This window comes from Streptomyces sp. NPDC001549, from assembly GCF_042894025.1.
In the GTDB taxonomy this organism is placed as follows: domain Bacteria; phylum Actinomycetota; class Actinomycetes; order Streptomycetales; family Streptomycetaceae; genus Streptomyces; species Streptomyces kutzneri.
Genome location: NZ_JBIAVJ010000006.1, coordinates 183,491 through 207,709, shown reverse-complemented (window position 1 = coordinate 207,709; position 24,219 = coordinate 183,491). Strand labels below are relative to the sequence as shown.

General features: G+C 74.6%; 16 protein-coding genes. 6 read left to right on the top strand and 10 right to left on the bottom strand.

Annotated elements, in window-relative coordinates; translation table 11 throughout:
* Window positions 1–1,497 (bottom strand): DUF6056 family protein, encoded by a 1,497-nt coding sequence (locus ACFY04_RS13135; protein ID WP_389116306.1) that lies wholly within the window; start codon window positions 1,495–1,497, stop codon window positions 1–3.
* A gap of 421 nt (window positions 1,498–1,918) precedes the next feature.
* On the opposite strand from ACFY04_RS13135, the gene ACFY04_RS13130 reads away from it, so the two are divergent.
* Window positions 1,919–3,397, top strand: a complete 1,479-nt coding sequence (locus tag ACFY04_RS13130) for a hypothetical protein (RefSeq protein ID WP_389116303.1) — start codon at window positions 1,919–1,921, stop codon at window positions 3,395–3,397.
* A gap of 58 nt (window positions 3,398–3,455) precedes the next feature.
* Here ACFY04_RS13130 and ACFY04_RS13125 read toward each other — a convergent pair whose 3' ends face one another.
* The 3 genes from ACFY04_RS13125 to ACFY04_RS13115 form a co-directional block, all read right to left on the bottom strand.
* Window positions 3,456–3,902, bottom strand: coding sequence for a hypothetical protein (locus ACFY04_RS13125; protein WP_389116301.1), 447 nt, complete (start codon window positions 3,900–3,902; stop codon window positions 3,456–3,458).
* Window positions 3,903–4,098: 196 nt separating this feature from the next.
* Window positions 4,099–6,240 carry a PIG-L family deacetylase gene (locus tag ACFY04_RS13120; protein WP_389116299.1) on the bottom strand — a complete coding sequence of 714 codons (2,142 nt, stop codon included), beginning with the start codon at window positions 6,238–6,240 and terminating at the stop codon, window positions 4,099–4,101.
* A 373-nt stretch (window positions 6,241–6,613) separates the two neighbouring features.
* Window positions 6,614–6,898 (bottom strand): hypothetical protein, encoded by a 285-nt coding sequence (locus ACFY04_RS13115; protein ID WP_389116297.1) that lies wholly within the window; start codon window positions 6,896–6,898, stop codon window positions 6,614–6,616.
* Window positions 6,899–6,995: 97 nt separating this feature from the next.
* Here ACFY04_RS13115 and ACFY04_RS13110 point away from each other — a divergent pair, with 97 nt between their 5' ends.
* On the top strand, window positions 6,996–7,823 hold the full coding sequence (locus ACFY04_RS13110; RefSeq protein ID WP_389116296.1) for a hypothetical protein: 828 nt from the start codon (window positions 6,996–6,998) through the stop codon (window positions 7,821–7,823).
* A 16-nt stretch (window positions 7,824–7,839) separates the two neighbouring features.
* Here the strand turns inward: ACFY04_RS13110 and ACFY04_RS13105 are convergent, their stop codons facing one another.
* Together ACFY04_RS13105 and ACFY04_RS13100 are read right to left on the bottom strand one after the other, a co-directional pair.
* Window positions 7,840–8,406: a hypothetical protein gene (locus ACFY04_RS13105; RefSeq protein ID WP_389116294.1), complete on the bottom strand. Its 567-nt coding sequence runs from the start codon at window positions 8,404–8,406 to the stop codon at window positions 7,840–7,842.
* Window positions 8,407–8,544: 138 nt separating this feature from the next.
* Window positions 8,545–9,486 (bottom strand): nitrilase-related carbon-nitrogen hydrolase, encoded by a 942-nt coding sequence (locus ACFY04_RS13100; protein ID WP_389116292.1) that lies wholly within the window; start codon window positions 9,484–9,486, stop codon window positions 8,545–8,547.
* 196 nt (window positions 9,487–9,682) lie between these two features.
* Here ACFY04_RS13100 and ACFY04_RS13095 point away from each other — a divergent pair, with 196 nt between their 5' ends.
* Window positions 9,683–10,687: a LacI family DNA-binding transcriptional regulator gene (locus tag ACFY04_RS13095; protein WP_389116291.1), complete on the top strand. Its 1,005-nt coding sequence runs from the start codon at window positions 9,683–9,685 to the stop codon at window positions 10,685–10,687.
* 28 nt (window positions 10,688–10,715) lie between these two features.
* On the opposite strand, the gene ACFY04_RS13090 is transcribed toward ACFY04_RS13095, so the two are convergent.
* Window positions 10,716–14,282 (bottom strand): BTAD domain-containing putative transcriptional regulator, encoded by a 3,567-nt coding sequence (locus ACFY04_RS13090; RefSeq protein WP_389116289.1) that lies wholly within the window; start codon window positions 14,280–14,282, stop codon window positions 10,716–10,718.
* A 147-nt stretch (window positions 14,283–14,429) separates the two neighbouring features.
* On the opposite strand from ACFY04_RS13090, the gene ACFY04_RS13085 reads away from it, so the two are divergent.
* Entirely contained in the window at window positions 14,430–15,320 is an 891-nt protein-coding gene (locus ACFY04_RS13085) for an NAD(P)-dependent oxidoreductase (RefSeq protein ID WP_389116288.1), read from the top strand.
* Window positions 15,321–15,509: 189 nt separating this feature from the next.
* Window positions 15,510–15,863, top strand: a complete 354-nt coding sequence (locus ACFY04_RS13080) for a hypothetical protein (protein ID WP_389116286.1) — start codon at window positions 15,510–15,512, stop codon at window positions 15,861–15,863.
* Window positions 15,864–16,036: 173 nt separating this feature from the next.
* Here the strand turns inward: ACFY04_RS13080 and ACFY04_RS13075 are convergent, their stop codons facing one another.
* Genes ACFY04_RS13075 through ACFY04_RS13065 form a run of 3 tightly spaced genes read right to left on the bottom strand, consistent with a single transcriptional unit; the run spans window position 16,037 to window position 23,201 of the window.
* Window positions 16,037–17,014: an ABC transporter ATP-binding protein gene (locus ACFY04_RS13075; protein WP_389116284.1), complete on the bottom strand. Its 978-nt coding sequence runs from the start codon at window positions 17,012–17,014 to the stop codon at window positions 16,037–16,039.
* Window positions 17,011–19,917, bottom strand: coding sequence for a hypothetical protein (locus ACFY04_RS13070; RefSeq protein ID WP_389116282.1), 2,907 nt, complete (start codon window positions 19,915–19,917; stop codon window positions 17,011–17,013). Before ACFY04_RS13070 ends, ACFY04_RS13075 begins: the two co-directional genes overlap by 4 nt.
* On the bottom strand, window positions 19,914–23,201 hold the full coding sequence (locus ACFY04_RS13065) for an FtsX-like permease family protein (protein WP_389116280.1): 3,288 nt from the start codon (window positions 23,199–23,201) through the stop codon (window positions 19,914–19,916). Before ACFY04_RS13065 ends, ACFY04_RS13070 begins: the two co-directional genes overlap by 4 nt.
* 196 nt (window positions 23,202–23,397) lie before the next feature.
* Here ACFY04_RS13065 and ACFY04_RS13060 point away from each other — a divergent pair, with 196 nt between their 5' ends.
* Complete coding sequence (locus ACFY04_RS13060) at window positions 23,398–24,138, top strand: ABC transporter ATP-binding protein (protein WP_314245013.1); 741 nt, start codon at window positions 23,398–23,400, stop codon at window positions 24,136–24,138.
* Window positions 24,139–24,219: the final 81 nt, after the last annotated feature.

The following is a 24,219-nucleotide window of genomic DNA, read 5'->3' as shown; positions in this document are numbered from 1 at the left end:
TCAGAGGCGGTGGATCCGCTCGATGCCGTACCAGGTGGAGACACAGGCCGCGACCCAGTCCCGTCTGTAGTCGGATGTGAAGAAGGGTTCGGCCAGGCTCCCGATGTACATGGGCCGGTATCCGAGGTCGGTGGCACCCGCCGCGGCCTCGGTCCGGATGCGGGAGTTCTGGGCGTCCCAGGCCACCGCGCGGGTGACCGTGGCGGTGGTGAGCTGCTTGACGCTCGGGACGAGCACGGCCAGCGAGGCCAGCGTCAGTCCGGCCGCGACCACGATGCCCGCCGGCAGGGCCACGGCGACCCCTTGGCGCGCCAGGTACCGGCGGGCCCACACCCCCAGCAGGACACCGTAGGCGCACAGCGCCAGTTCCATCGGTACGAGGTAGTTCGTCCAGGTGCGGGCGTACGTCCATCCGCTCGGTCCGTAGCCGCTGCGCAGCCCCACCACCACCGCGAACGATCCCAGCACCACCACGGGCACCGGCAGCAACAGCAGGGCGACCAGCATCTTCCGCGGGACGGCCCGGCCCGACTCCCGTTTCCCCGGCGCGGGCACGGGCGCCGCGAGCCCGGCCCCCAGGCCCAGCAGGACGCCGACGGCGGCGGCTCCGAGGTAGGCCCACTGACCGGTGACGGTGTCCCACATGTGCAGCCAGTCCTCGTAGGTGCCCCGGAGCTCGCCCGCGGAGAGCATGGACTCCTTGGGCGGCTGCTGGGCACGGCGCCAGCGGGCGCCGGGGGACGTGGTGAGCACGATCAGCCCGCAGACGATCCCCGAGCACCAGAGCAGGCACCAGGTGAACGGATGCCAGGTCTGCGCCAGCTTGAGGCGGGGCACGGCCAGCAGTCCCACGCAGGCCGCGAGGAGTCCGCTGACGAGGGAGAACGACTCGCTCAGGGTGCCGATGGCGAACCCGATGAGGAACGCCGCGGCGAAGCCGCCCGCGCGTACGGCGGCCCGCGGTTGGCGGACGGTCCAGATGCCCAGCAGCAGGGCCCACACTCCGATGACGCTCGGGATGGTGTGGGAGATCGTGGCCGGTGCCCACAGCAGGACCTGATAGCTGCGTGTGCCGCCGTAGTAGATCACGGCCTGCACGGCCAGGGAGGCGGCGACCAGGAGCAGCACCGGGGGGTTCACGCCGAGGCACCGCAGGAACCGGATCCCGAGCAGGACCAGGCCGACGGTGAAGGCGACGGCTATGACGGTCGGCAATATCTTCATCCCGGCGAGTCCGTCGCCGTAGACGATGCCGCTCAGGAAGGCGTTGGTGATCCGGCCGTTCTGGGTGGCGTAGAAGTCGTGCGTGATGCCGAGGACGCCCAGATCGCGGGACTTCCAGGCGGCGCACCAGTCGTCCGAGGTGGGCCGGACGTAGAGGCCGAGGAAGCAGCCGACGGCGATCAGAGCTCCGGCCGCCGCCACGAGGGAGCCGCCCGCGACCGGCAGGAGCCTGCGGACGAACCGGCGATTCCCCTCGGTCGAAGCAGTGCTCATTCACCAGTCCTTCGCAGCGGAGCGCGGCCGGACCGACTTCCGACGGCCGATGCGCCTGCCGGTTCCGGTCACACCAATGTGCACGGTTCACCGCCCACCGGCATCCGAGAGGAGAGCCGCCGGGGCCGGGCCCGCGGCCCTCCTGCCGTGCGCCACGGGCGCCTTCGCCCCTGCCGCGGCCGCTGCTCCGTCGCCGCGTCCGTTACTCCGTCCGTTGCTCCGTCCCTGGCTGCGTCCGTTCCTCCGTCCCTGGCTGCGTCCCTTGCTGCGTCTCTCGCTCCGTGCGGGAACGCGAGGCCTCTTCAGGCCCTTCCCCTGCCGTCACCCGGGCGGCGGGCATCTCGTGGCGGGCTCCGCGCATCCGGCCCACGATGGGAGCTCCGGGGGCCGCGCGCACGGAAGCCCGACAGAAGGAGTGGCGATGCATGCTGCCCGGCTCGTCCGCTGGGCGGCCGTCACGGCGTCCCTCGCGAGCGTCGCCCTCCCCGTGTGTGTCGCGGGGAGCCCCGTCGGCCGGCCCTCCCAGGAAGGGCGGCCGGTGTTCTTCGTCCGGCCCCTGGGACACCAGAGCCACGGCGATGCCGAGGGCCGCTACGCACCCCTGTCGATGCTCGTCGCCCCCACCGTCGGACTCCTCTCCAACACCACCGCCGCCGAGGGCGTCGCACCTGCCGTCGCCGGGGGCGCACGGTACGTCGAGCGGAGCCACGTGCTGCGGCTGCTGTCCGGCCGGTGGAGGTACCTCCCCGCCGGCCGGACGACGTCGGTCGTGGTACCCCCGGAGGACCCGACGGCCCGTCTGCAGATCGCGGCGAGTCGCGCCTGGCTGGCCGTCGGCCGGGTGCCGGGCAGTTCAGCGGCCCAGCGCGCGGCGGCGGAGCGGGCCCTGCTGGCCATGCGCGCCCTGCTGCGGCCGAACGGGGCCATGGCGGCGGGCTGGTCTCCCGGATGGATGTACTCCTGGCCGCGCGACTCCAGCTTCGCCTCCGCCGCGTTCGCGCACACCGGCCACGACGCCGAGGCCTACCGGATCCTGCGCTACAGCGCCGCGACCCAGCGCAAGGACGGCACCTGGGACGCGCGGACGGAACTCGACGGCTCCGGCCCGCCGGACAGCAGACGGTGGCAGCTCGACGCCAACGGCTGGGTGCCGTGGGCCACCTGGCAGTGGTACCTGACGGCGCCTCCCGCCACCCGCCGCGCCCGGCTGACCGCCCTCTACCCGATGATCCTCAAGGCGGCCGACCGCGCGGCGGCCTCCCTCGGGGCGGACGGGCTGCCCCCGGCCTCCCCGGACTACTGGGAGGTGATGACGACCACCACCAACATCGGTACGGCCGCGCCCCTGCTCGCCGGGCTCAACGCCGCCGCGCACCTCGCCGGCGAGCTGGACCGGCCGGGGGACGCGGCCCGCTGGTCCGGCGCCGCCGGGCGGCTCTCCACCGGGATCTCCCGGAAGTTCGCCCCCCTCGGCTATCAGCGCACCGTCGACGGACAGCACGGACGGGACAGCGCGGTGGCGTTCATGGCGCCCCCGTTCAACACGGCCCCGGCCGATCTGCCCCGGGCGCTGGACACCACGTACAAGGCGCTGCTGCTGCCCAACGGGGGGCTCACCCCCGGGAACGATCCGACCGCGCCCTGGGGTGCGAACGCCTGGACCCCCAGCACCTCGCTCTTCGCCCTCGCATGGGCGGGCACGGGGCAGCCTGCGAAGGCGCGGCAGGTCCTGGACTGGGTCCTCGCCAAGCGGAACCCGCTCGGGGAGCTGCCCGAGAAGGTGGACCGGGCGGGCCGGCCCTCGTCGGTCGCACCCCTGGCCTGGACGGGCTCGATCGTCGTCCTCACCCTGGTGGCGCTCGACGGCGGGGCGCTCCCCGCACCACCCCGGACGCCGTAGCCCCGTAGACCTTTCAGCCCGCTCAGCCCACTGAGCCCTTCAGTCTGCGGGTACCGCCTCAGACCGGGTCCGTCCCGTCACCGGGCGGCGGAGCGGTGCGCAGACGCTCCAGCTCGGCAAGCAGGCGCTGGTACGCGAGCTTCTCGGCCGCCACCGCGCGTGCGAGGGGGAGGTACTGCGGATCCCGCCGGGTCCGGGCCTCCTCGGCGGCGGCGACGCGGAGCTCCCTCACCCTGTCCAGTTCGTTCATCGCCGCCACGGTGCCGACATCGAGCAGCTTGTGCTCCAGGGCCTGGGCGAAAGCCCGTTCCGTCGGCGCCGTGAGCCTGTCGAGGTCCTCCGCGCAGCTCTCCGGGGTCTCCGTCCGCTCACAGGCCTCGTCGAGATCACGGGAGAGCGATCGGAGGGTCTTCGCGAGTTCCGGGTACCCCCAGTCGGGCGCGGTGTCGTTGCCGCATCCGGCCACCAGTGCCGTGCAGGCGGCCAGGGCGGCGAGGGCGCGCATCGTTCCGGGTCCTGCGCACCTGCGTCGGCACGAGATGAGAGGAGGGGTCATGGAAGCCCCGATCGCCCGTTGGTCCGAGTGCGGCCGCCCTGGCCTGCGCGAGGTGGTCTGGCTGACATCCTCGCCCGCCCCCATCCGCCCTGCCACCCGGCGGCCCGGGGGCGCCGGGGGCCGCGGGCGAACGCTGCGGCGCAGGTCACCGAGGGGGCTGTCCCCCGGCGCCGGTCGTGCCCGGGCGGCCGGCCTGCGCGAGCGTCCAGGGCTGGACGGCCCGGTGCCACGGGGCGGGGCTCCGGCTGCCGGGCGGCGTGGCACCGCCCGAGGGGACCGTCGTGATGACGTGCAGATCGGCGTCCAGGCCGAGCGCCGCGGCGACGGCCGTACCGGCCCCCCCGGCCACACCGGCCGGGGCGCCCGTGTACAGCATCTGGGACTCCTGCCAGAGCTGCGGTCCGTCGGTGGCCGCCACGCCGACCGTGCCCGCGCCCGCCCGGCCCGCGAGCAGGTCGCCCGCGATGCCCACGGCGCCGTAGCCGCCCAGGCCGCCGGCCTCCGCGACCGGGGAGAATTCCGGCGCGGGCCCGCCCGCGCGGGCCAGGCTCGTGGCGACGGTGCCGATACCGGGCCGGCGGAAGAACAGGCGGATACCGTCGCCCTCGGGGCGTACCGAGAGCGCGCCCGTCGTCTGGGGCAGCCCGGTCGGGACGGGGCCGTCGAACGGGGCGTCCGGTGCCGGCTGGACCCAGGCCAGTACGGACCCGGCCGTGGCCGCGTACACGTGGCGCCGCCCCGACTCGTCGGTCGCGGTGACCGGGTCGCCCTGGAGGCCGGCGCCGCCCAGCGACTGCCACGCGCCGAAGTCGCCGCCCGGGGTCTCCTGCGCCCGGGCGCGCAGCGTCCTGCGGGAGTCGCGGACGTAGACCGTCATCCGGCCCTCGGGGTCCACGGCAACGGACGGCCCGCTGATGGCGGAGGTGCCGGACCTGTCCACGGTGTCCGGGGTGCCCAGCGACTGCCACGGGCCGAATCCGCCATCGACCGCGCTCTGGACGGCGTAGACGATCTCCCGGCCGTACTCCTCGGGCGTCGCGCCCAGGGTGGTGCGGGTGGCGAACACGCCGATCCGGCCGTCCCAGAGGCGGACGGCCGCCGCCCCGGAGTCGATGCCGTCGCCGGGCAGGAACTCGGGGCCCTGCCAGAGAGCCTGCGGGCCGCTCCGCGACCAGTACGCCATACGGCCGTCCAGCGCGGCGAAGGCCCACAGCCGTCCGGAGACGCCCTCGGTCATCCAGGAGGTGCCGTCACCGCGGCTGTAGCGGATGGTCTGGCTCCAGCCGGCGCCGGTGGGCCGGGTCGCGGTCTTGCGGTCGCCGCAGCCGGCGGGGCTGCCGCACCAGTCCTGGTGGTCGGTCCAGGCGTAGGTCTTGAGGTAGCCGAGCTTCTCCTCGGCGGTCTGCGGGTCGAGCGTCGGGGGCAGTGAGCTGTTCGGGTAGCTCACGTAGTTCTGGACCGAGAAGTGCGGCCGGTCCGAGGTCTTCGCGTAGCGCTCGGCGGCGGCCTGCACGAAGCGGGCGCCGTAGATGTGGTCCTGGTGGTCGAGGAAGGCTCCGCCGCCCTCCGCCCTGCCGGGGGTCGGGTCCTGCGTCCGTATCGTCGTCGGCCGGTACGCCTCGAACACGCCCGCGATGGCGGCCACGGCCTGTTCCTTGGTGTAGGAGAACCAGTCCTTGACCGGGGTTCCGGAGGTCAGCTGGGCTCCCAGGGCGGGGGTCCGGCCGTCCCACAGGCCACGGAGGCTCTCCGGGTTGTCCCCGGAGATGCTGCGGGCCTCGCGCAGCTCCATCCATACGAGGTTGACCTGGGGCCGGGAGACCAGGACGTCCACCTCGGCGCTGCCGCCACCGGCGGTGGGTACGGACTTGCGCTGCCAGGCGCTGGCGCGGTCCCCGGTGGCCATCTGCGCGTAGGCGGCGCGTATGCCGTTCTGCCGGGCCTCCGCGTAGGCGGCGCGGTCGGCGGGACCGGCGGCGTCCTGGAGGTGCGGGCTGTGGGCCTCGTTCCTGCCGTCGGACTCGCCGGAGGTCAGGTAGACGGTGGTGACCTTGATGCCCGTCGATATGGAGCGGCTGAGGTCGGGGTTCATGAAGAAGAGGTCGTCGTCGGGGTGCGCGACGACCTGGAGCGCGGAGCCCTCGGTCACGCTCGGGGAGACCAGCACCTCGGGAGCCGCCTGCGGGTACTCGGTCCCGTGTCCGTAGGCCCAGGCCGTCACGCCGGCGGTGCCGACGGAGAGCGCGGCGAGCAGGACCGCGAGTCGGGTGCGGCGGGCCAGGGACATGTACAGCGCCTTGAGGGTCGGTCCGGTGCGGCGATCCGCCTGGGAGGTCGATCGGTGTCCCGATGGCTCCACTGCTTCCGGAGACGACCGGGGCCGATTATGGCCCGCACGTGCGGGGCTGACACACCATCAAGTCGCATATGACCGTAAAGGGAGTTGTGGAAGAAAGAGGTGGATTTGTCCGATATATAGATCCTTGTGTGGTTGGTTAGGAAAACAGGTCAGAACCGGTATATGCGCTGGCCACCTGCGGGTTGCGGGGGATCGGTACGGCCGCCGAGCGCGCCACCCCCTTCACCACCGACCCCCACAAGTGGCGCATTCCACACCCCCGGTCGTCAGAGGGCGGCGGGCGCAGGCAGTGACGCAGCTCTCACCGGCGGATGAGGCGGCTCCCGGAGCTCAGGCGCCTCGACCACCCCGGCATTAACATGGACGGAAGCAGCCGGAAACGCCGATACCGCTGAAACGACTGAAACGACTGAAAGAGCTGAAACGGCCGGAACAGCCGGAACAGCCGGACCGGTGATTCCTCGGCATTCCGCTCGGGCAGATCGATCGAGCCGTTCGACCGGCACTCAGGACAGCCGATGCCAATGAAGCGCATCACGGCATTGCGCTCGCGCAATGGAATCCCCGCCATCGCCACCGTCGTCACACTGACCGCCGCCTGCCTGCTGTCCGGGGCCGCGGATCCCGGGAGGAAAGCACCCTCCTGCCCCACAGCGCCGTCGGACAGTTTCTGGCATGCCCCCGTGGACAAGCTGCCCGTGCACCCGAAGTCCGACCAGTACGTCGCCTCGATCGGCTCCGCCGAGCCCCTCCACCCGGATTTCGGATCGGGCCTCGCGGAAGGCCGGCCCTTCGGCATTCCCATCACCGTCTCGGACACGACGGTGCCGGAATCCGAGGTGTCCCTGGACTACCCCGAGGAGAGCGACACGTCCGGCTACCGGATCCCGCCGGACGCCAGGATCGAGAACGGTCCGGCGAGCGACGGGGACCGGCACGTCGTCGTCTGGGACAAGGCCCTGTGCAAGTCCTACGAGCTCTTCGACGCCGAGCGGCAGGGCGGCAGCACCTGGCACGCCGGCTCGGGTGCGATCTTCGACCTGCGGTCCAACGCCCTGCGGCCCGACGGATGGACGTCCGCCGATGCCGCCGGCCTCGCCATCCTCCCCGGCCTGGCGCGCTATGACGAGGCGGTCGGCGGGCGGATCGACCACGCGATCCGCATCACCGTGCCCCGCTCCGACCGGAGCTACCTCTGGCCCGCGCGGCACCAGGCGGGCTCGGCGGCGGACAGCGCGCTGCCTCCGATGGGGCTGCGGCTGCGGCTCAAGAGCTCGGTGGACACCTCGGGGCTGGCCCCGCAGGCCAGGGCCGTGGCCGACGCGCTCAAGAAGTACGGCGCCATCGTCGCGGACAACGGCTCGCCCTGGTACATCACCGGCGAGGAGAGCCCCGGTTGGGACAATGCGCAGCTCGACGGGCTCAAGGGCTTCAATGGCTCGGACTTCGAGGCGGTCGACGCGTCCGGCCTCCAGCAGTCACCGGACTCCGGAGCCGTCGCACCGCAGTGACCGCTGCCGGCCCCGTCTACACGGGGCAGGGCCGGTATTCGAGGCTGAGCTCGCGGTCCACGGCGTAACTGGTCCGCATGGAGGCGTCCGTGACCGCCTGCCAGGAGCCGTACTTGACGTAGAGCTGGTCCGCGGTGGGGCCGAGCGGGTTGCCGTACTTGGCGATGTTCCGCTCCTCCAGGACGCGGACCTCCTCCGGGGTCATGCCGGCCCGGGTGATCTCCTTGGCCTGGTTGCGCATGCCGACCATCTCGCGGGCGATCTCCTCGTCGGTGGCCCCCGCCGCGCGCATGGCGGCCTCCGTACGGTGCATGTCTTCGAGGAGTCCGTGGTAACGCATCCTGGTCCGCTGGGCCTCGACCTTCTCGTCCATCGGCAGGACACGGATCCGGCACACGACGGGGTCGGCACTCGGGCACGGGTCGCCGGCGGCGACGGGGCGGGCGAGCGGCGCGGTGATGACCGATCCGCAGGCTTCCGCGGCACCGGCCGCCGAGGCGCAGGCGGTGCCCAGCAGCGCGACGGCGGCCACGAACGGGAGCAGGGCGCGGCGGGAGAGGGCGAGGGAGAGGGAGTGAGGCATGCCCGCATCCTGGCGAGGACGCCGCGCCCTGACACGTGGACACCCCGATGATCACTCCAACGTGTCCGAAGGTCCCTCCCCCGGCTCGGGGAGGGACCTTCGGGGCGTGTTCCAGAGGAGGGACCTTCGGGGCGGGTTCTAGAGGGTGTCCATCCGTTCGGTGAGGCTGCCGTAGAGCCCGGGGCGGCGGGTGCGCATGAGGCCGAACTCCAGCCAGTCCCGGCGCTGGTCGAGGTCGAGGTCGGCGACGAGGACGGCCTCGCGGTCGCGCGGGGCGCGCAGCATGATCCGGCCGTAGGGGTCGGAGATGAAGGAGGATCCGTAGAAGGTGGAGCGGCCTTCGGTGCCCACCCGGTTGGGCACGATCATGAAGAGGGCGTTGGCCAGTCCGTTCGCGCTGATGGCGTGCTCCCACATGGGCCGGGTGTCGAAGTCCGGCAGGTCCACCTCGGAGCCGATGGCCGTGGGGTGGACGAGGATCTCGGCGCCGGCCAGGGAGTAGGCGCGGGCCAGCTCGGGGAACCACTCGTCCCAGCAGGTGGGGAAGCCGAAGCGGGCTCCCTCGTGCGCGACCACGGGGAACCCGCTGTCGCCGGGGCGGAAGCACAGGTCCTCGCGGTAGCCGGGGAAGGCCGGGATGTGGTTCTTGCGGGTCCGGGCGATCAGCTTGCCGTCGGAGTCCACGCATACGGCGGTGTTGTAGCCGAGGCCGCCGTCCTCGGCGCGCTCGTAGAGGGAGGCGTGGACGGTGATGCCGAGCTCGCGGGCGAGTTCTGCCGCGAGGGCGACGGTGGGGCCGGTCTCCACGTCCTCCAGGTAGCGGGCGGCACCGTCGGCCATGGGGTCGTCGGTGTTGCAGAAGTAGGGGCTGCGGGTGAGCTCCGGAAGGCAGACGACCGTGGCGCCCTGCCCGGCGGCCAGGGCGACGCCCTCGCGGAGCCGGTCGTCGTGCTCGGCGGCATCGGCGTACCAGCGCATCTGGACGAGGCCGACGCGCAGCGGTTCGCGCTCGCCGGGCTGGGTGCGGCCCGGGGAGCCGAGCGGAGATCCGGAGGAGGTGAGGAGCGCGTACGAGGTCACGGGCGGACTGCTTTCGAAGATCTGACTGAAATTTCAGTCAGAATGCGGGATACGGAAAGGGTCGGTCAAGGGGTGGTCGGTGCGGTGCGCCGGACGGGCCGGACGCGGGAGGCGCCGGAACGTTCCGGCAGGGCATGAATGTAGACGTTGCCGGAACGTTCCGGCAAGGTCGGGCCGAGCGTCTAGAATGCGGGGCGTGACCCCACCTGCCGTGACCCTGCTCGATGTCGCCCGTGCCGCGGGCGTCTCCAAGAGCACCGTCTCCGACGCGCTCCAGGGCTCCGGGCGGGTCGCGGAAGCCACCCGGGACCGGGTCCGCGCGGTCGCCGAGGAGCTCGGCTACCGCCCCAACAGCGCCGCCCGCCGGCTGCGCCGCTCCAGCACCGGAGCCGTCGGCCTGCACCTGCCCCAGACCGCGACCCGGCTGGGCTACTACATGAACCTGGCCTTCGGAGCCGTCCAGCGCGCCCAGGAGGAAGGACTCGACGTCGTCCTGCTCGCCCCGGGCGGCGGCGCCTCCGGACCGCTCGCCTCACGGGTCGACGGCCTCCTCGTCATCGACCCCGAGGTCGGCGACAGCGCCGTCCCGGGGCTCCTCGACTCCGGTGTCCCCGTCGTCACCGGCGAGCGCTACCTCGGCCCCTCCCCCGCCCCCGCCGGCGCGGTCGTCTGCGACAACGCCGCCTCACTCACGGCCCTCCTCGACCACGTGCGCGACCGCGGCGCCCGTCGGCCCGCCCTCCTCGCGCCCGAGGGCACCTCCGCCTGGGCCCAGGCCCTGCGCGAGACGGCCGCCGCCTGGGGTGCCTCGCACCGGACCGAAGTCACCCTGCACACCGTCCCGTTCGCGGCGACCGAGGCCGACGCGGACACCGCGACCCGGCGGCTGCTCGCCGCCGACCCCGGGATCGACGCCGTGATCTGCGCCCCCGACGGAGCGGCCCCCGGAACCCTGCGCGCCGCGGCCGGCCTCGGCCGCACGGTGGGCGCCGGCCTGCTGGTCGCCTCCTGCGTCGACGGCACCGCGAACCGGAGCGCGAACCCGCCCGTGACGGCGGTCGACCTGCGCCCCGCCGACTACGGGCGGGCCTGCGCGGAACTCCTCTGCGACATCCTCGCCGGCCGCGCCGGGCCCGACACCGTCCGCCACCACACCTGGGTCCTCGAAACCAGGCCGTCCACCACCGGATCACACCCCTGACCACCGCGGCCGGACGGCCGGGCAACACTCAGGAGCAGACGGCCGGTTCGACCCCGACCCCGGCGTCGGCCTCGACCCCGGCCTCGACCCCGGCGTCGGCCTCGGCGTCGGCCTCGGCGTCGGGCGGGTGCGTCGCGCCGAGGGCGAAGGCCGCCTCGGCCGCCGTACGGCCCAGTCCCGACAGGCAGGCCGACCAGGTCCGGTCCACGTCGTACCGTTCGGCGGGCGGTAGCGGAGCTCCGGCCGAGGTGCGGGCCGCATCGGCGGCGCCGAGCAGCCGTGCCGCCCGCCCGGGCTCGCCGCCCGCTGCCGCCGCGCCCGCCAGGCCTTCCAGAGCGAGGGCCACGGCACGTACGTCGCCCAGCGCTCGCGCGGCCGCGAGTCCTTCGCGGTGCAGGTCACGGGCCGCGTCCGTGTCCCCCCTCAGTTCGGCCGTGAAGCCCAGTTCGGCGAGGGCGAGCGTCGCGCCCGGCCCGTAGCCGGCGCCCCGGAACCACGTCAGCACCGCCCGCATGTGCTCCTCGGCGCCGACAAGGTCGCCGGTGCGCCGGGCGACCATGGCGAGTCCGATCCGGGCGTCGGCCTCCCCGGCCCGGTGGCTCTGTTCCCTGGCCAGCCGCAGGGCGTCCGTGTGCCGCTGCCGGCTCTCCTCGTACGCACCCGCCAGGAGCGCCGACCGGCCCAGCGCGCACAGCCGTTTGCCGGCCTCGGTCGGCAGTCCGAGCTCCTGTGCGATGGCCAGCCCCTCCTCGTGCAGCCGGGACGCCTGCGGGTACTCGCCCGCGATCTCGTGGAGCGCGGCACGGGGGAAGACCGTCTGCAACAGGCCCCAGCGGTCGCCCAGTCCGCCGAACAGGCGTGCGGCGCGCTCCGCGTCGCGGCGTACCGCGGCCAGGTCACCGTGCGCGAGGGCGTGCCGGGCGCGCACGCTCAAGGCGGCCGCGGTCCCCCAGGCGTCGCCGAGCCCCTCGGCCACGGCCAGGGCCCGGTCGGCGAGTTCCTCGCCGGCGGCTACGTCTCCCGCGCCCATCTGGGCGGCGGCCAGGAACCCCAGCGCGTGCGCGTGGCCCAGCGGGTCGTGCTCCGCCACCTCCCGCGCGTCGAGGGTGGCCGCGGCGGTCCGCAGCAGGCCCTCGGCGGCGCTCGTTGTGCCTTCCCACACGGTCAGGCCGGCCCGCCAGGCCGTCGCCAGGGCGGTGGCGGCGATCCGCTCCCCCGCGTGCCGGTCCTGGCCCGGCCCGGTACCGGACGCGAGGTGCGGAGCGTGGTGCGGGGCGAAGTACGGGGCGAAGTGCTGCACGGGGGGCTGGGCGGGGTGCTGGGCGGGGTGCTGGGCGGGGTGGTCGCGCTCCGCCGCGAGGCAGGCGTCGAGCAGCCGGCCGCCCTCCGCGGGTCCGCCGCGCAGCAGCCAGTACCGGGCCAGGGCGCGCGCCGCCCGCAAGGCCGGTACCACCCGGCCGTGCGCCAGCGCCTCCTCGACCGCCGGGTACAGCTCCGCCTCGGCCGCGTCGAGCCGGGCGAGCCAGAGCCGCTGGCGAGGGCCGCGCAGCAGCGGTTCGGCCCTCAGCGCCAGCTCCCGGTGGTACGCACCGTGCCGGGCCCGGGCTTCCTCCTCCTCGCCGGCCGCGCGCAGCCGCTCCCGTGCGTAGTCCTTGACGGATTCCAGCAGCCGGTAGCGCCGGCCCTCCGGACGGTCGACCAGGACCACGAGCGAGCGCTCCACCAGACGGTCGAGCACCGGCGGCACCTGGTGTTCCCGTACGTACGCGGCCGCGTCCGAGCACACGACGCCCGCGGCCTCCGCGGAGGCGTCACCTCCGTGCACGGACAGCCTTCGGAGTACGGCTTCCTCGGCGCCGCCGAGCAGCGCCCAGCTCCAGTCGATCACCGCGCGCAGCGTCCGCTGCCGCGGGGGTACCCCGCGCAGCCCCCGTGACAGGAGGGCGAACCGGTCGTCGAGTCCGGCGAGCAGGCCGTGCACGCCCAGGGCCCGGGCCCGGGCGGCGGCCAGTTCGAGCGCGAGCGGCAGCCCGTCGAGCCGGCCGCACAGGGCGTCGACGGCCGCGCTGTCCTCGGGCGTGGTGGTGCGGTCCGGCGGGAGTCCGGCGCGGGCCGTGAACAGGGCCACGGCATCGGCGGGTGCGAGGGGCGCCAGCGGGTGCACCGCCTCACCCGCCAGGGCGAGCGGTTCCTGGCCGGTGGCCAGCACCGAAAGTCCGGGCGCCTGCGGGAGTACCGCCTCCAGCACCTCGGCCACGGCCTCGGACAGGTGCTCGCAGTTGTCGAGCAGGAGCAGGAGCCCGCGCTCCCGGAGGGCGCCCACGAGCAGCCGCAGCGCGTCGGGCTGTTCCCCTTCCCCTCCGGCGGTCGGGCCCCCTTCGGGGCCGCGTACGCCCAGGGTGCGCAGCACCGCGGCGGCCACGGCGTCGGCCGGGGCGCCTGCGGGGAGCGGCGCGAGCTCGACCAGCCATGCTCCGTCCGGGTGGCGGGCGGAGGCCAGGCCGGCGCATTCGACCGCCAGGCGGGTCTTGCCGACGCCGCCGGGTCCGGTGAGGGTGACCAGCCGGGAGTGCGCCGCCAGGGCGCGGACGGCGGCGAGGTCCGCGTCGCGGCCGACGAGCCGGGTGAGCGGCTCGGGCAGCTGTCCGGCCGCTCCGTTCTTCGCGGTGCGCAGCGCGGGCGGCGGGGCGGCCTGTGGGGCGGCGGCCGACCGGGCGACGGCCGGCGGGGCGGCCTGGGTGGCGGCCGGCGCCGCGCGGCCGGGGTCCGGATGCCGGGCGCCGCCTGCTGTTCCCGCGTCCTCTCCGTGGGGTGGCTGCTCCAGGTCGGCGTCCTGGCGGAGGATCGCCTGCCGCAGCGCCGTCAGCTCCGGTCCCGGATCCAGTCCGAGCTCCTGGGCGAGCCGGCCGCGCAGCACCTCGTAGCTGTCCAGCGCCTCGGCCTGCCGGCCGGCCCGGTACAGCGCGCGCAACTGGACCGCGCGCAGTCGCTCACGGAGCGGATGGGCTGCGACTAGCTGGTCGAGCTCGCCGAGGACGGCGCGCTGCTCGCCCAGTGACACGCGCAGGCCGAGCAACTCCTCCAGCACGGAGAGACGTTCCTCCTCCAGCCGGGCGGCCGCGGCACGCACGGCCGGGTCCTCGGTGTGGCCCGCGTAGGCCTCGCCGCGCCACAAGGAGAGGGCCTCGCCCAGCAGTTCGGCACGCGGCCGGTGAGCGAGACCCTGGGCGCGGGCCCTGGCGGCCAGCCCGGCGAACCGCTGCGCGTCCAGTTCCCCGGGGGCGGGCTCCAGCCGGTACCCGCTCGCGTCGTGGAGCAGGCGCCCGCGGCCGTCCAGCGGTGCCGCGCGTTCGAGGGCGGCGCGCAACCGCGAGACCTGCCCCTGGAGACTCGCGTACGGGTGGAGGGGCAACTCGGTGTCCGGGCCGCCCCACAACGCGTCCACCAGCCGGTCGGCGGAGACGGGGCGGCCCGGTTCGACCAGCAGCCGGGCGAGCAGCCGGCGTGCCCGCGCTCCGGTCACGGCCACCGGCTCCCCCTTACCGTCGCCGTCGCCCGTCCACATCATCAGCGGCCCCAGAACCCCCACACGCATGTCGATCACCCTAACCGCCCTGCCGTCCGCGACCCGGCGGGCAGCAGAGCGGCACCGGACCGGCAGCAGACCGGCAGTGGACCGGCAGCGCGGCATCGCAGGGTGGGTCCCGTTCGACAGCAGCGACGACCCAAGGAGAGAACAGTCATGAGCGCAACCGCCGCACCGCACACGATCCCGGTCAGCGTCATCGGCCTCGGCAACCTCGGCCAGGCCCTGGCCGACGCCTTCCTGACGAAGGGCCATCCGACCACCGTCTGGAACCGCTCGGCGGGCAAGGCCAACGGCCTGGTGGAGCGGGGGGCGTCCCTCGCGGCCACGCCCGCCGATGCCGTGGCGGCGGGCGAACTCGTCGTCGTCGCCGTACTGGACTACGACACGGTCGGCGAGCTCCTGCGGCCGGCGGCCGGGGCACTGGCAGGCCGTACGGTCGTCAACCTGACCACCGGGACCCCGCCTGCCGCCCGCGCCCTCGGCGCCTGGGTGGCCGACCAGCGGGCCGCCTACCTGGACGGCGCCGTGTACGCGGTGCCCCGGACCATCGGCTCCTCCGCCGCCTTCGTTCTCTACAGCGGCGACGAGGCGGCCTACCGGACCTACCGTACGGTCCTCGACACGATCGGTGAGGGCAGCCTCGTCGGTCCGGCCCCCGAGCTGTCGTCCGTGTACGACACCGCTCTGCTCAGCGGTATGTACGGGATGTTCGCCGGGTTCTTCCAGGCGGTGGCGCTCGCCGGCACGGAGGGGATCGGGGCGGCGGAGCTGACGCGCCCGCTGGTGCGGTGGCTGACGGCGGCCGCCGACGCGCTGCCGTCCTTCGCGGAGGAGATCGACGCGAAGGACTACACCACCACGACCTCCAACCTGGAGATCAACGCGGTGGGACTGCGCAACATCCTCTCCGCCACCGAGGCGCAAGGGCTGCCGACGGACCTGCTGGCGCCACTGCTGCGGCTCTTCGACGACCAGATCCGCGCGGGGCACGCCGCGTCCAGTCTGTCCAGGGCCGTGGAGTCGTTGCGCGCCGACAGTCTGTGATCCGGCGAACCGTCCGTACCGCTGTCCGCGCGTTCCTGGCGCTGCCGGTCGGGCTCGCAACGGTGCTCGTCCCGCTGCCAGGGGGAAGCGTCAGGTACGGAAACTGCGTAGCTGCCTACCCTGAAGTGCCGGTAGCGTCCGGTCTCCCGACCCGCCGAACCGGCGGCCCACGTCAAGAGAGCGATGCAGATGACCAGCCGGCAGGCAACGACGACCCTCTGGCGCCCCACCGGCCCCAAAGAGCTGGATCTGGTGCGGGAGCTGAACTGGCGTGCTTGGCCGCCCAGGCTGCCCGAGCAGCCGATCTTCTACCCGGTCCTCAACGAGGACTACGCGATCAGGATCGCGCGGGACTGGAACGTGAAGCACGATGGTGCCGGCTTCGTCACTCGTTTCGAGGTCGAGTCGGATTTCTTGAGCCGGTATCCCGTTCAGCAGGCGGGCGGGCGGACGATCCGCGAGCTCTGGGTTCCGGCCGAGGAGCTGGACGACTTCAACGCCCGCATCGTCGGCGAGATCCAGGTGGTCCACGAGTTCCGCTGACGTGCGGAAGTGCTTGCTTCGGGAGCACGGCGGCCCGGTGCCGTGCTCCCGGCATGGCTGTGATCACGGCGTCCGCGCCGTGCTCACAGCCCCGTCCCACCAGCAGGTCCGCGCCCGCGTCGGGCAGGCCTTCGCCCGCACGAAGGCCTGGAGGATCCTCCGCGACTGACGTCTCACGGGTGACGGGGCCCTTGGTGGGCGCCGTCCGGGCGGAGTTCGATGTGGTCCGGGGCCAGGTCGACCGCCACGCGGTGTTCCATGCCCAGGGCCTCCAGGAACTTCGGGGGGAGCTGGACGCGTCCGGAGCGGTCGAGGACGACGTACTCGCGTTCGCTGATGGATTCCTCGCCGTGCTCGTCGGTGACCAGGCGGCGCAGGACCTCGCTGCTGGTGCGGCCGTCGCGGATCGCCACCGTCCGGCGGACCTCGCCCGCCACCATCGGATCGTGCGTCACGATGACCACCGTCACGCCGAGTTCCTTGTTCGCCGTGCGGAAGGTCTCGAAGACCGCCGCGGCCGTCTCCGAGTCCAGTTCGCCCGTGGGTTCGTCGGCGAGCAGCACCCTGGGGTCGTTCGCCATCGCCACGGCGATCGCGACGCGCTGCTGCTGGCCGCCGGACAGCTCCGCCGGCCGGCGGTGCGCCAGGTCGCCGATCCCGAGGGCCTCCAGGATCTCCCCGACCCTGGCCGCGCGGCGTGCGCTCGCTCCCCGGCGGGGGCTGTCGCCCTTCAACTGCATCGGCAGGGCGACGTTCTGGGCGGCCGTCAGGAACGGCAGCAGGTTGCGGGCCGTCTGCTGGAAGACGAACCCGACCGCTTCGCGCCGGTAGCGCAGCCGGTCCCGCGCCGACAGTTCCAGCAGGTCGTAGCCGGCGACCGCCGCGCTGCCGGCCGTGGGGACGTCCAGGCCGGCCAGGATGTTCAAGAGGGTGGACTTGCCGCTGCCGGAGGCGCCGACCAGGGCCATGAGGTCGCCCTGCTCGACCGTCAGCTCCAGCCCCTGGAGGGCCTGTACCTCGATGCCGTCCTGGCTGAAGATCCGGACCAGGCGGTCGCAGGCGATCGCGGCGTCCGCCGCCGGGGTGCGCGGCTCCGCGGCGGCCGTCGCCCGGCGGCGCAGCTCCTCGTACGTCGGCTGGTCGGTGTTCAACGCTGGTCTCCCGCTCTCAACTCGGTGGTGATCTGCCGTCGCCCGGATGTCGCCGCCTCGGCGAACACGGCCGCGGCGACCAGGGCGGCCAGGCCCAGGGCCTGGGTCAGTACGGGCCCCGCCGTCAGCTGCACTCCGTTCGGCACGTGCGCGCCGACCAGCGTGGACAGGTCCATCGCCGGGCCGAGCAGGGCCACGGCGGCCGCCGCGACCAGGGCCCCGCCCAGCGTCGCGGTCAGGGTCTGCGGCAGGGTCTCGGCGAGGATCAGCGCCACGCCCTGCCTGCGGCGCAGCCCCATCGTGCGCAGCCGGGCCAGCAGCGCCGCGCGTTCGGGGACGGTCCGCATCAGCGTCAGCAGTACGGCCAGCAGGGCGAAGCCCGCCGCTCCGGCCATGGAGGCCCAGAAGAGGCGCTGTGCCGAGCCCTGCAGCGGATCGGCGCCCAGTGCGGTGACGGCCTCGGCGCTGGTGTGCACGGGGTACGGCTCGTCGAGCGGGGCCGGGCCCGCGGCGGAACCGGAACCCGGGATCGGGGCCGGGGCCTTGGCGGGAGTCCCGGACGGCGCCGGGAGCTTGGCGCGGACCAGCTCGCGCAGCCGGTCACCGTCGACGTCACCGAGGCCGAGCCACCGGTTCGGGTGGTCGGCGCCGCCCGTGAGGGCCGCCGCGGCGCCCGCCGGAAGGACGACGGTCGCGGCGTCCCGCGCCGGATGGGCCGGGGTGCAGTCGACCAGGCCCACGACCCGTACCTTCAGCTCCTCGCCGTCGCCGGGCTGCACCGTGTACGTGCCGCCCTGTTCGGCCTGCCCGGCCAGGCTCGCGCTGAACAGCGCGGGCACCGGGGCATCGGCGGACTGCGCACCGCCGGTGGCCAGCAGGGCGGGCTCGAAGGATCCGCAGCCGAGGACCCGCGACAGCTCCGCGTACGCGGCCGGCTCGGCAGCGATCACGGTGACCTGGCTGGATCTCACGGTGGTGCCGTGCAGGGAGGAGTCGTGGTCGATCCACAGCGGCACGGACGTCTGTACGCCCGGCAGCTCGCCCGCGGCCTTCGCGAGCCCCGCCGGGAGCGGGGATTTCCCGTACGCGGAGATCGCCGCGTCGCCCCCGACGGTCAGCCGGGCCACCCCCAGCCGGGACGAGTCCACCGACTGCAGCACGGCGGCGCCGAATCCGCCGGTGGTGATGGCGACGAGCAGCGCGACCATCGGCAGGACGGAGGGGCCGGTGCGGCCGCGGGCCTGCGTGCCGGTCGTCGCCGGGCCCCGGGCGGCCCGCGCGAGTCCCACGAAGCCGACCAGTCCGGAGCTGCGGCCGGCCGCCCGGGCGAGCCATCCGGTGACCACCGGCTGGAGCCGGGCCAGCAGCAGCCCCCCGCACAGGGCGAGCAGCAGCGGGGCCGCGATCAGCAGCGGGTCGAGGTCGCTGCCGGGCGGGGCGACCCCGCGGCGGCGGACCTCCACCACGGCGGCGGCGGTGGCGATCAGGACGAGCAGTTCGGCCACGGGCCTGCGCCACCGCCCGGCCGGGCGGGCCGGGGTCAGCAGTACGGCCGCCCGTACGGGGAAGGCCAGCAGTGCGAGCAGGGCGACGGCCGCGGCCGAGAGCAGTGCGGGCGCGAGCCGGGGGGTGGGCAGCAGCAGGACGGCGAGCGCGGTGGCGGCTGCGGCCGCCGGGAGCACGGTGACGGCGCCCTCGCCGAGGAGCCGGCCGACGATGGCGGCGCGCGAACCGCCGCGCGCGAGCAGCAGCCGCAGTTCGGCGTCGCGGCGGTCGGCCGCGAGTGCGCCGGCCAGACACAGGACGACGAAGGCGACGCCGCCGACCCCGGCGGGTCCGATCGCGGCGAGCGGCGCCGCGGCCTGGGTACGGGCTCGGGCTTCCGCGAACCGCTCGGGCAGCCAGGAGGTGGTGTGCAGCCGCGCGCGGCCGGTCTCCCGGGCGAGGGTGGCGGCGGTGGGCCCGGCGATGTACGAGGCGATGTCCTTCCTCGTGGCGTCGAGCCGGTCGGCCCGCAGGTGGCCGACGTCCACTGGCAGCCGCCAGAAGTCCTCGGCGGTGCGGCTCCAGGTGCTCATCCGGTCGAGGTCCCCGGTGCCGACGAGGGCGTCGACGTCCCAGGCGAGGCTCTCGCCGTAGTAGTGCTCGCAGGCTCGGGCGAGGCACCCCAGGTTGTCCGTCCAGAACTCGTCGGTCTCGTCGAGGACCGCGTAGAGACCGACGACCTCGACGGACGGTGTGCCGTCGACTCGGGCCGCGATCTTCAGGACGGATCCGACGCGGGCGCCGAGGGTCGCGGCGGCCTTCTGCGAGAGGACGACCTGCAGGGGCGCCATCTCCCCGGGGGCGGCCTGCGCGGGGGCCGTGGGTGTGCTGCTCGGCCAGTGCCCTTCCGCCAGCTTCACGTGGGCCTCGGCCTGGCGGACGTGCAGGAGGTTCATGCTGGGCGGAAAGCCGGAGGGGCGGGCGAGTTCCGGGTTCAGCAGCTCCTGCCGCTTGGTGGTGCGCGCGCCGTGGACCGTCGCCTCCGCGTCCACGCGGAAGGTGGATCCGGTCGGCCCGAGCAGTTTCTCCAGCGTGGTGTCCAGGGCTTGGGCGCTCTGCCCCCTGTCCGGGGAGGGTGCGGTCACCTGCAGGCTGGCGTTGCCGGCCGCGCTGTGTTCCAGGAAGGACCGCAGGGCCTGGTCGGCGCCCCGGTCCTGGGCCCGTGGCAGCGCGGCGGCCAGCAGGACGGCGACGAAGGCCAGCGCGGCGCCGAGGAGGGTGCCCAGTGGCGCCGCCCGCAGCCGGGTCCTGACCCAGGGCGCGGGCCGCGGGGCGGTGGACGGGGGCGGGGTGGCTGACGCCGGGGTCGACGAGGGCGGGGTCGACGAGGGCGGGGTGGCGGACGGCGGGGTGGTCACATCTCCTCCACGGGACGCAGCCGGGCGGCGATGTCGCGGCCCCGGGGGCCGCTGAGCGCGGCCGACAGCAGGGGAACGGCTGCGATGGCGGCGACCGTGAGCACGGTCTGCCAGAACGGCATGTCCACTTGTACGGGCGGGAACGGCCGCCCCGCAGCGGGTGTCAGCACGACCAGGGGCGCCATCAGATGGACGAGGGCGATGCCCAGCCCGGTTCCGACCGCGGACCCGGTGACGATCAGCACCCCGCCCTCGGCGGCGGACGCGAGGGCCAGCGAGCGGCGCGGGGTGCCGAGTGCGAGCAGGACCGAGAACTCCCGTCCGCGCACGCGCCGTTCGGCGGCGGTGGAGGTCGCGAAGCCGATGGCCGCCAGGACCGCGCAGGCGGCGGCGAGGGCGGCCAGGGCGCTCTGCGGGCCGGCGCTCAGCGGGTCGTCCAGCAGCCGCTCGGTGATCTCCTCGCGCAGTTGGACGCGCTCGATCCGGGCGCCTTCGCGCAGCTTGTCCGCCGCGCGGGCCGGGACCGGGTCGGCGGCCGAGTCGGCGGGCAGCCACCACTCGGTGGGCGAGGCGGGCTGCTGGCCGACGGACTCCAGCAGGAACCGGCCGAGCACGTGCAGGTCGGCGGCGAGCGCCGAGCGGCCGGCCACGGGGAGGGAGTCCACGGAGGCGGTGATCCGCATCGGGACGTTGACGCCGTCCAGCGTGACGGGGACCGTATCGCCCACGGAGGCGCCCAGGGACCTCAGGTAGCGGGTGGTGGCGACCGCGGGGACGGCGGTGGGGGCCGGCGCGGCGGGCGTCGGGAACACGACGGTGGTGACGCCCTGCAGGGTCCCGAAACCGCCCCAGTAGCGCAGCCGCAGCAGGTCCGTGGAGCCGGCCGGGACCGGGACCGGCTCGGGGGCCCTCTTCGCGCTCGACCCCTGCGGGAGCGAGGTCCGCCAGCCGGCGGCGTCCGCGGGTGCGGTGACGCCCGTGGCGGCGCCGTCCGCGGTGTCGGAGACGGCGATCCGGCGCAGGGCCAGTTCGCTGCCGTCGCCGGGGTTGTCGCTGTCGCCGGCGTACGAGAGGCGTATCCCCGCCAGGGTCAGCGGGGTGGCCGCCGATCCGACCGGGGCGCCGGTCAGCGCGTCGAGGAGGAAGGGGAGGGTGACGTCGCCGCCCTCGGGCAGGGTGACCGAGGGCGTCCCGTACGTCGCCCCGAACCGGTCGCGCAGCAGCAGGCCCACAGCGGCCCAGCTCGTACCGGAGGACCGGACCGACACGTCGAGGTCGATCCGGCGCGGGGAGCCGGGCAGGGCGACACCGGGGCTCGCGGGGGCGGCGGCGCCCGGGCCACCGGCGGCGAGCGGGGTGAACAGCTCGCGCATGCCCTGCCCGCCGCGCAGGTCCGCGCGCAGCGGCACCTGTTCGCCCGCCTTGACGGCGTCCAGCGCGACGATGTCGGCGGGATTCCCGTCCGGCAGCTTCTGATCCCGGCGGACCACCGGTACGAGGCGGTCGCCGCCGGGCAGGGCCGCGTAGCGTCCGCCCTGCCCCATCGGGGACATGCTGCTGCCGGAGATCCGCAGGCCGCCCGCGGTCGCGAAGTCGGCCTGGTCGCGCTGGGAGGCGGACCAGCCGGTGTGCTGGCCGAGCGCCAGGATCCCACTGGCGACGGCGAGGACGAGCAGCAGTACGGGCCCGGTGGCCCGGCCGGGCCGTCGGGCGAGCTGCCAGCCGAACAGGGCGGGGCCCAGGCTCCGGCCGCGCGCCGCCAGCCGTCCCCCGGCCCGCGCCGCGAACGGCAGCAGGCGCAGGACCAGCAGCGTGCCCCCGCACAGGGCGAGGGCGGGAGCGGCGACCAGGACCGGGTCGACACCGAGCCCGCCGCCGGCGGAGGCGCCGGACGAGGGGGCGTCCGTACCGCCGTACTGCGAGAGCTGCTGGTAGCCGAGGACGGCGAGGACCACGACGGCCAGGTCGACGCCGGAGCGGGCGGCGCCCGTCACCAGCGCCTGGCGGCTGCCGACGCGGCGCAGTACGGCGGCGGAGGCCCCGCGCAGGACGGAGGGCAGGGTCGTCAGCAGGACGCAGGCCAGGGCGCAGCCGAGCGCGACCGGCCAGACCAGCCAGGTGTCCGGGATCTCCAGGTGGACCCGCCCGAGCGGTCCGAACCGGCCGAACAGGCGAAGCAGGGGCGGTGTGAGCAGGGGTGCCAGGACGGCCGCGGGCAGGGCGAGCAGCAGGGACTCGGCCGCGGTGAGCGCGCCGAGGCGGCGGCGGGAGGCGCCGCGCGCGGTGAGCAGGACCCGTTCCGGTTCCTGGCGGACGGTCAGGATGTGGGAGACGAGGAGCAGTGCGGCGGTCGACAGGACGGCGAGCTGGAGCGCGCCCATCAGCAGGGTGGAGCGGGCGACGACCGTGCCGGCGCTCAGTTCGGCCAGCAGTTTGGGCAGTTCGGTGGCGGTGCGCAGGGAGGAGGCGCGTTCGAGGGTGACGCTCGCGGGGTCGGTCGCGGTCCGGACGGCCTCGGCCTCGGCGGCACGGACCGTGCGCAGGTCCGGGGTGAGCAGCGTGAGGCGGTGGTTCTGCAGGATGCTGCCGGTGGTGAAGGCGCTGTCGTCCACCAGGAGCGGGCCGTAGATGGCGAAGGTGTCGGCCTGGACCTCGCGGCCGCCGAGGGGGTCGAGCCGCCAGTACGCGGCGTCCGGGTCGGTGGCCCGGTACACGCCGGTGACCAGTACGTTCAACGGTGCCCCGCCGAACCGGTCGTCCAGCCGGACCGGTGCGGGCAGCGCGGACTCGGCCAGGCCGAGGCGGGCGAGCGCCGCGCGCGGTACGGCCACCTGGGTCGGCGCTGCCGGGGCGCCGGCGGCCGGGGGTGCGGCGACCGGCGCGGGCCACGCACCGGCGAGCAGCTGTACGTGGTCCTTGCCGAGGGCGGCGAGCAGGGTCAGGTCGGCGTCGCGGCCGGAGGCGGCGACACCGGGCAGTCCGTACGAGCGGCTGCGGGCGACGCTCTCGGATGCGACCGGGAGCCGCCCGAACGCCTCGTCCGCGAAGGTCCGTACGGACGCGTCGTCCTTGGCACGGGAGTCGGCGGGATGGCCACTGGTGATCACGACGGTGGTCCGGGGCTGTGCTGTCCCGGTCAGGGCCCGCCGGAGCCCTTCCTCGCCCACGCCACGGGTGAATGCCGTGAGCGCGGTCAGTGTGGTCGCGGTGATCAGTACGGTGAGCAGCACGGCGACGGCGAGCGGCCATCGCCCGCGCAGTCGGCGCACGACGAAGCCGAGCACGTGTTGTATTCCTCCCCCGTCCGGACCGTCAGTACCGGATAGCGGACGATGCTGTCAGATGTGATCGATGGAAGGAAGGGGCTTGCGTGATTGGTGCGACAGATGCGCAAATGCGATCAGAAAGCTGAAGCGACAGAGGATGCGGGACGGGAAGCCGGGCGCCCCGCGCGGACAACTCGACGGGGGAACAGACACGATGAGCGATCACCAGGCGACGGCGACGGTCGCGGCGCAGGCCGGGCGGAAGGGCGACGGCTCTCCGATCGTGGTCGTCGACGACGTGCACCACAGCTTCGGCAGCGGACCGCAGGCCGTCCACGCCCTGCGCGGCGTGTCCTTCGAGGTCCGCCGCGGCGAACTCACCGCCCTCAGGGGCCGGTCGGGCTCCGGCAAGACCACCCTGCTGAACCTCGTCGGCGGCCTCGACTCCCCGACCGGCGGCCGGATCACCCTCGACGGCACCGACCTGGCGGCCCTCGACGAGCCGGGCCTGCTCGCCCTGCGCCGCGACCGCATCGGCTTCGTCTTCCAGTCCTTCGGTCTGATACCCGTCCTGACCGCCGCCGAGAACGTCGGCGTTCCGATGCGGCTGCGGCGCGTGCCCGCCAAGGTGCGGGAGGAGCGCGCCCGGACCCTGCTGGCCCTGGTCGGGCTCGCGGACCACGCCGAACAGCGGCCCGGCGAACTCTCCGGCGGCCAGCAGCAGCGCGTGGCGGTGGCCCGCGCCCTGGCCAACGACCCGGACCTGATCATCGCGGACGAGCCGACGGGCCAGCTCGACTCGGAGACCGGCCGCTCGGTCATGGAGCTGCTGCGCGCGGTGGTGCGCAGCGAGTCGGTGACCATCCTCGTCGCCACCCACGACCCCAACCTGATCGAACTCGCCGACCGGGTCGTGGAACTGCGCGACGGCCGCATCGTCGATACCGGCGTATGACCGGAGCACCTCCGTACGTGACCTTCCGCGCGCGGCCGCAGGGCGTTGACCAGGAGCGACCGGGTGGGTACCCGGAGCGCA

Excerpts from the sequence above, each read along its gene's own strand:
- ACFY04_RS13135 (WP_389116306.1), bottom strand. The coding sequence starts at position 1,497 with ATGAGCACTGCTTCGACCGAGGGGAATCGCCGGTTCGTCCGCAGGCTC.
- ACFY04_RS13130 (WP_389116303.1), top strand. The coding sequence starts at position 1,919 with ATGCATGCTGCCCGGCTCGTCCGCTGGGCGGCCGTCACGGCGTCCCTC.
- ACFY04_RS13125 (WP_389116301.1), bottom strand. The coding sequence starts at position 3,902 with ATGCGCGCCCTCGCCGCCCTGGCCGCCTGCACGGCACTGGTGGCCGGA.
- ACFY04_RS13120 (WP_389116299.1), bottom strand. The coding sequence starts at position 6,240 with ATGTCCCTGGCCCGCCGCACCCGACTCGCGGTCCTGCTCGCCGCGCTC.
- ACFY04_RS13105 (WP_389116294.1), bottom strand. The coding sequence starts at position 8,406 with ATGCCTCACTCCCTCTCCCTCGCCCTCTCCCGCCGCGCCCTGCTCCCG.
- ACFY04_RS13090 (WP_389116289.1), bottom strand. The coding sequence starts at position 14,282 with ATGCGTGTGGGGGTTCTGGGGCCGCTGATGATGTGGACGGGCGACGGC.
- ACFY04_RS13085 (WP_389116288.1), top strand. The coding sequence starts at position 14,430 with ATGAGCGCAACCGCCGCACCGCACACGATCCCGGTCAGCGTCATCGGC.
- ACFY04_RS13080 (WP_389116286.1), top strand. The coding sequence starts at position 15,510 with ATGACCAGCCGGCAGGCAACGACGACCCTCTGGCGCCCCACCGGCCCC.
- ACFY04_RS13060 (WP_314245013.1), top strand. The coding sequence starts at position 23,398 with ATGAGCGATCACCAGGCGACGGCGACGGTCGCGGCGCAGGCCGGGCGG.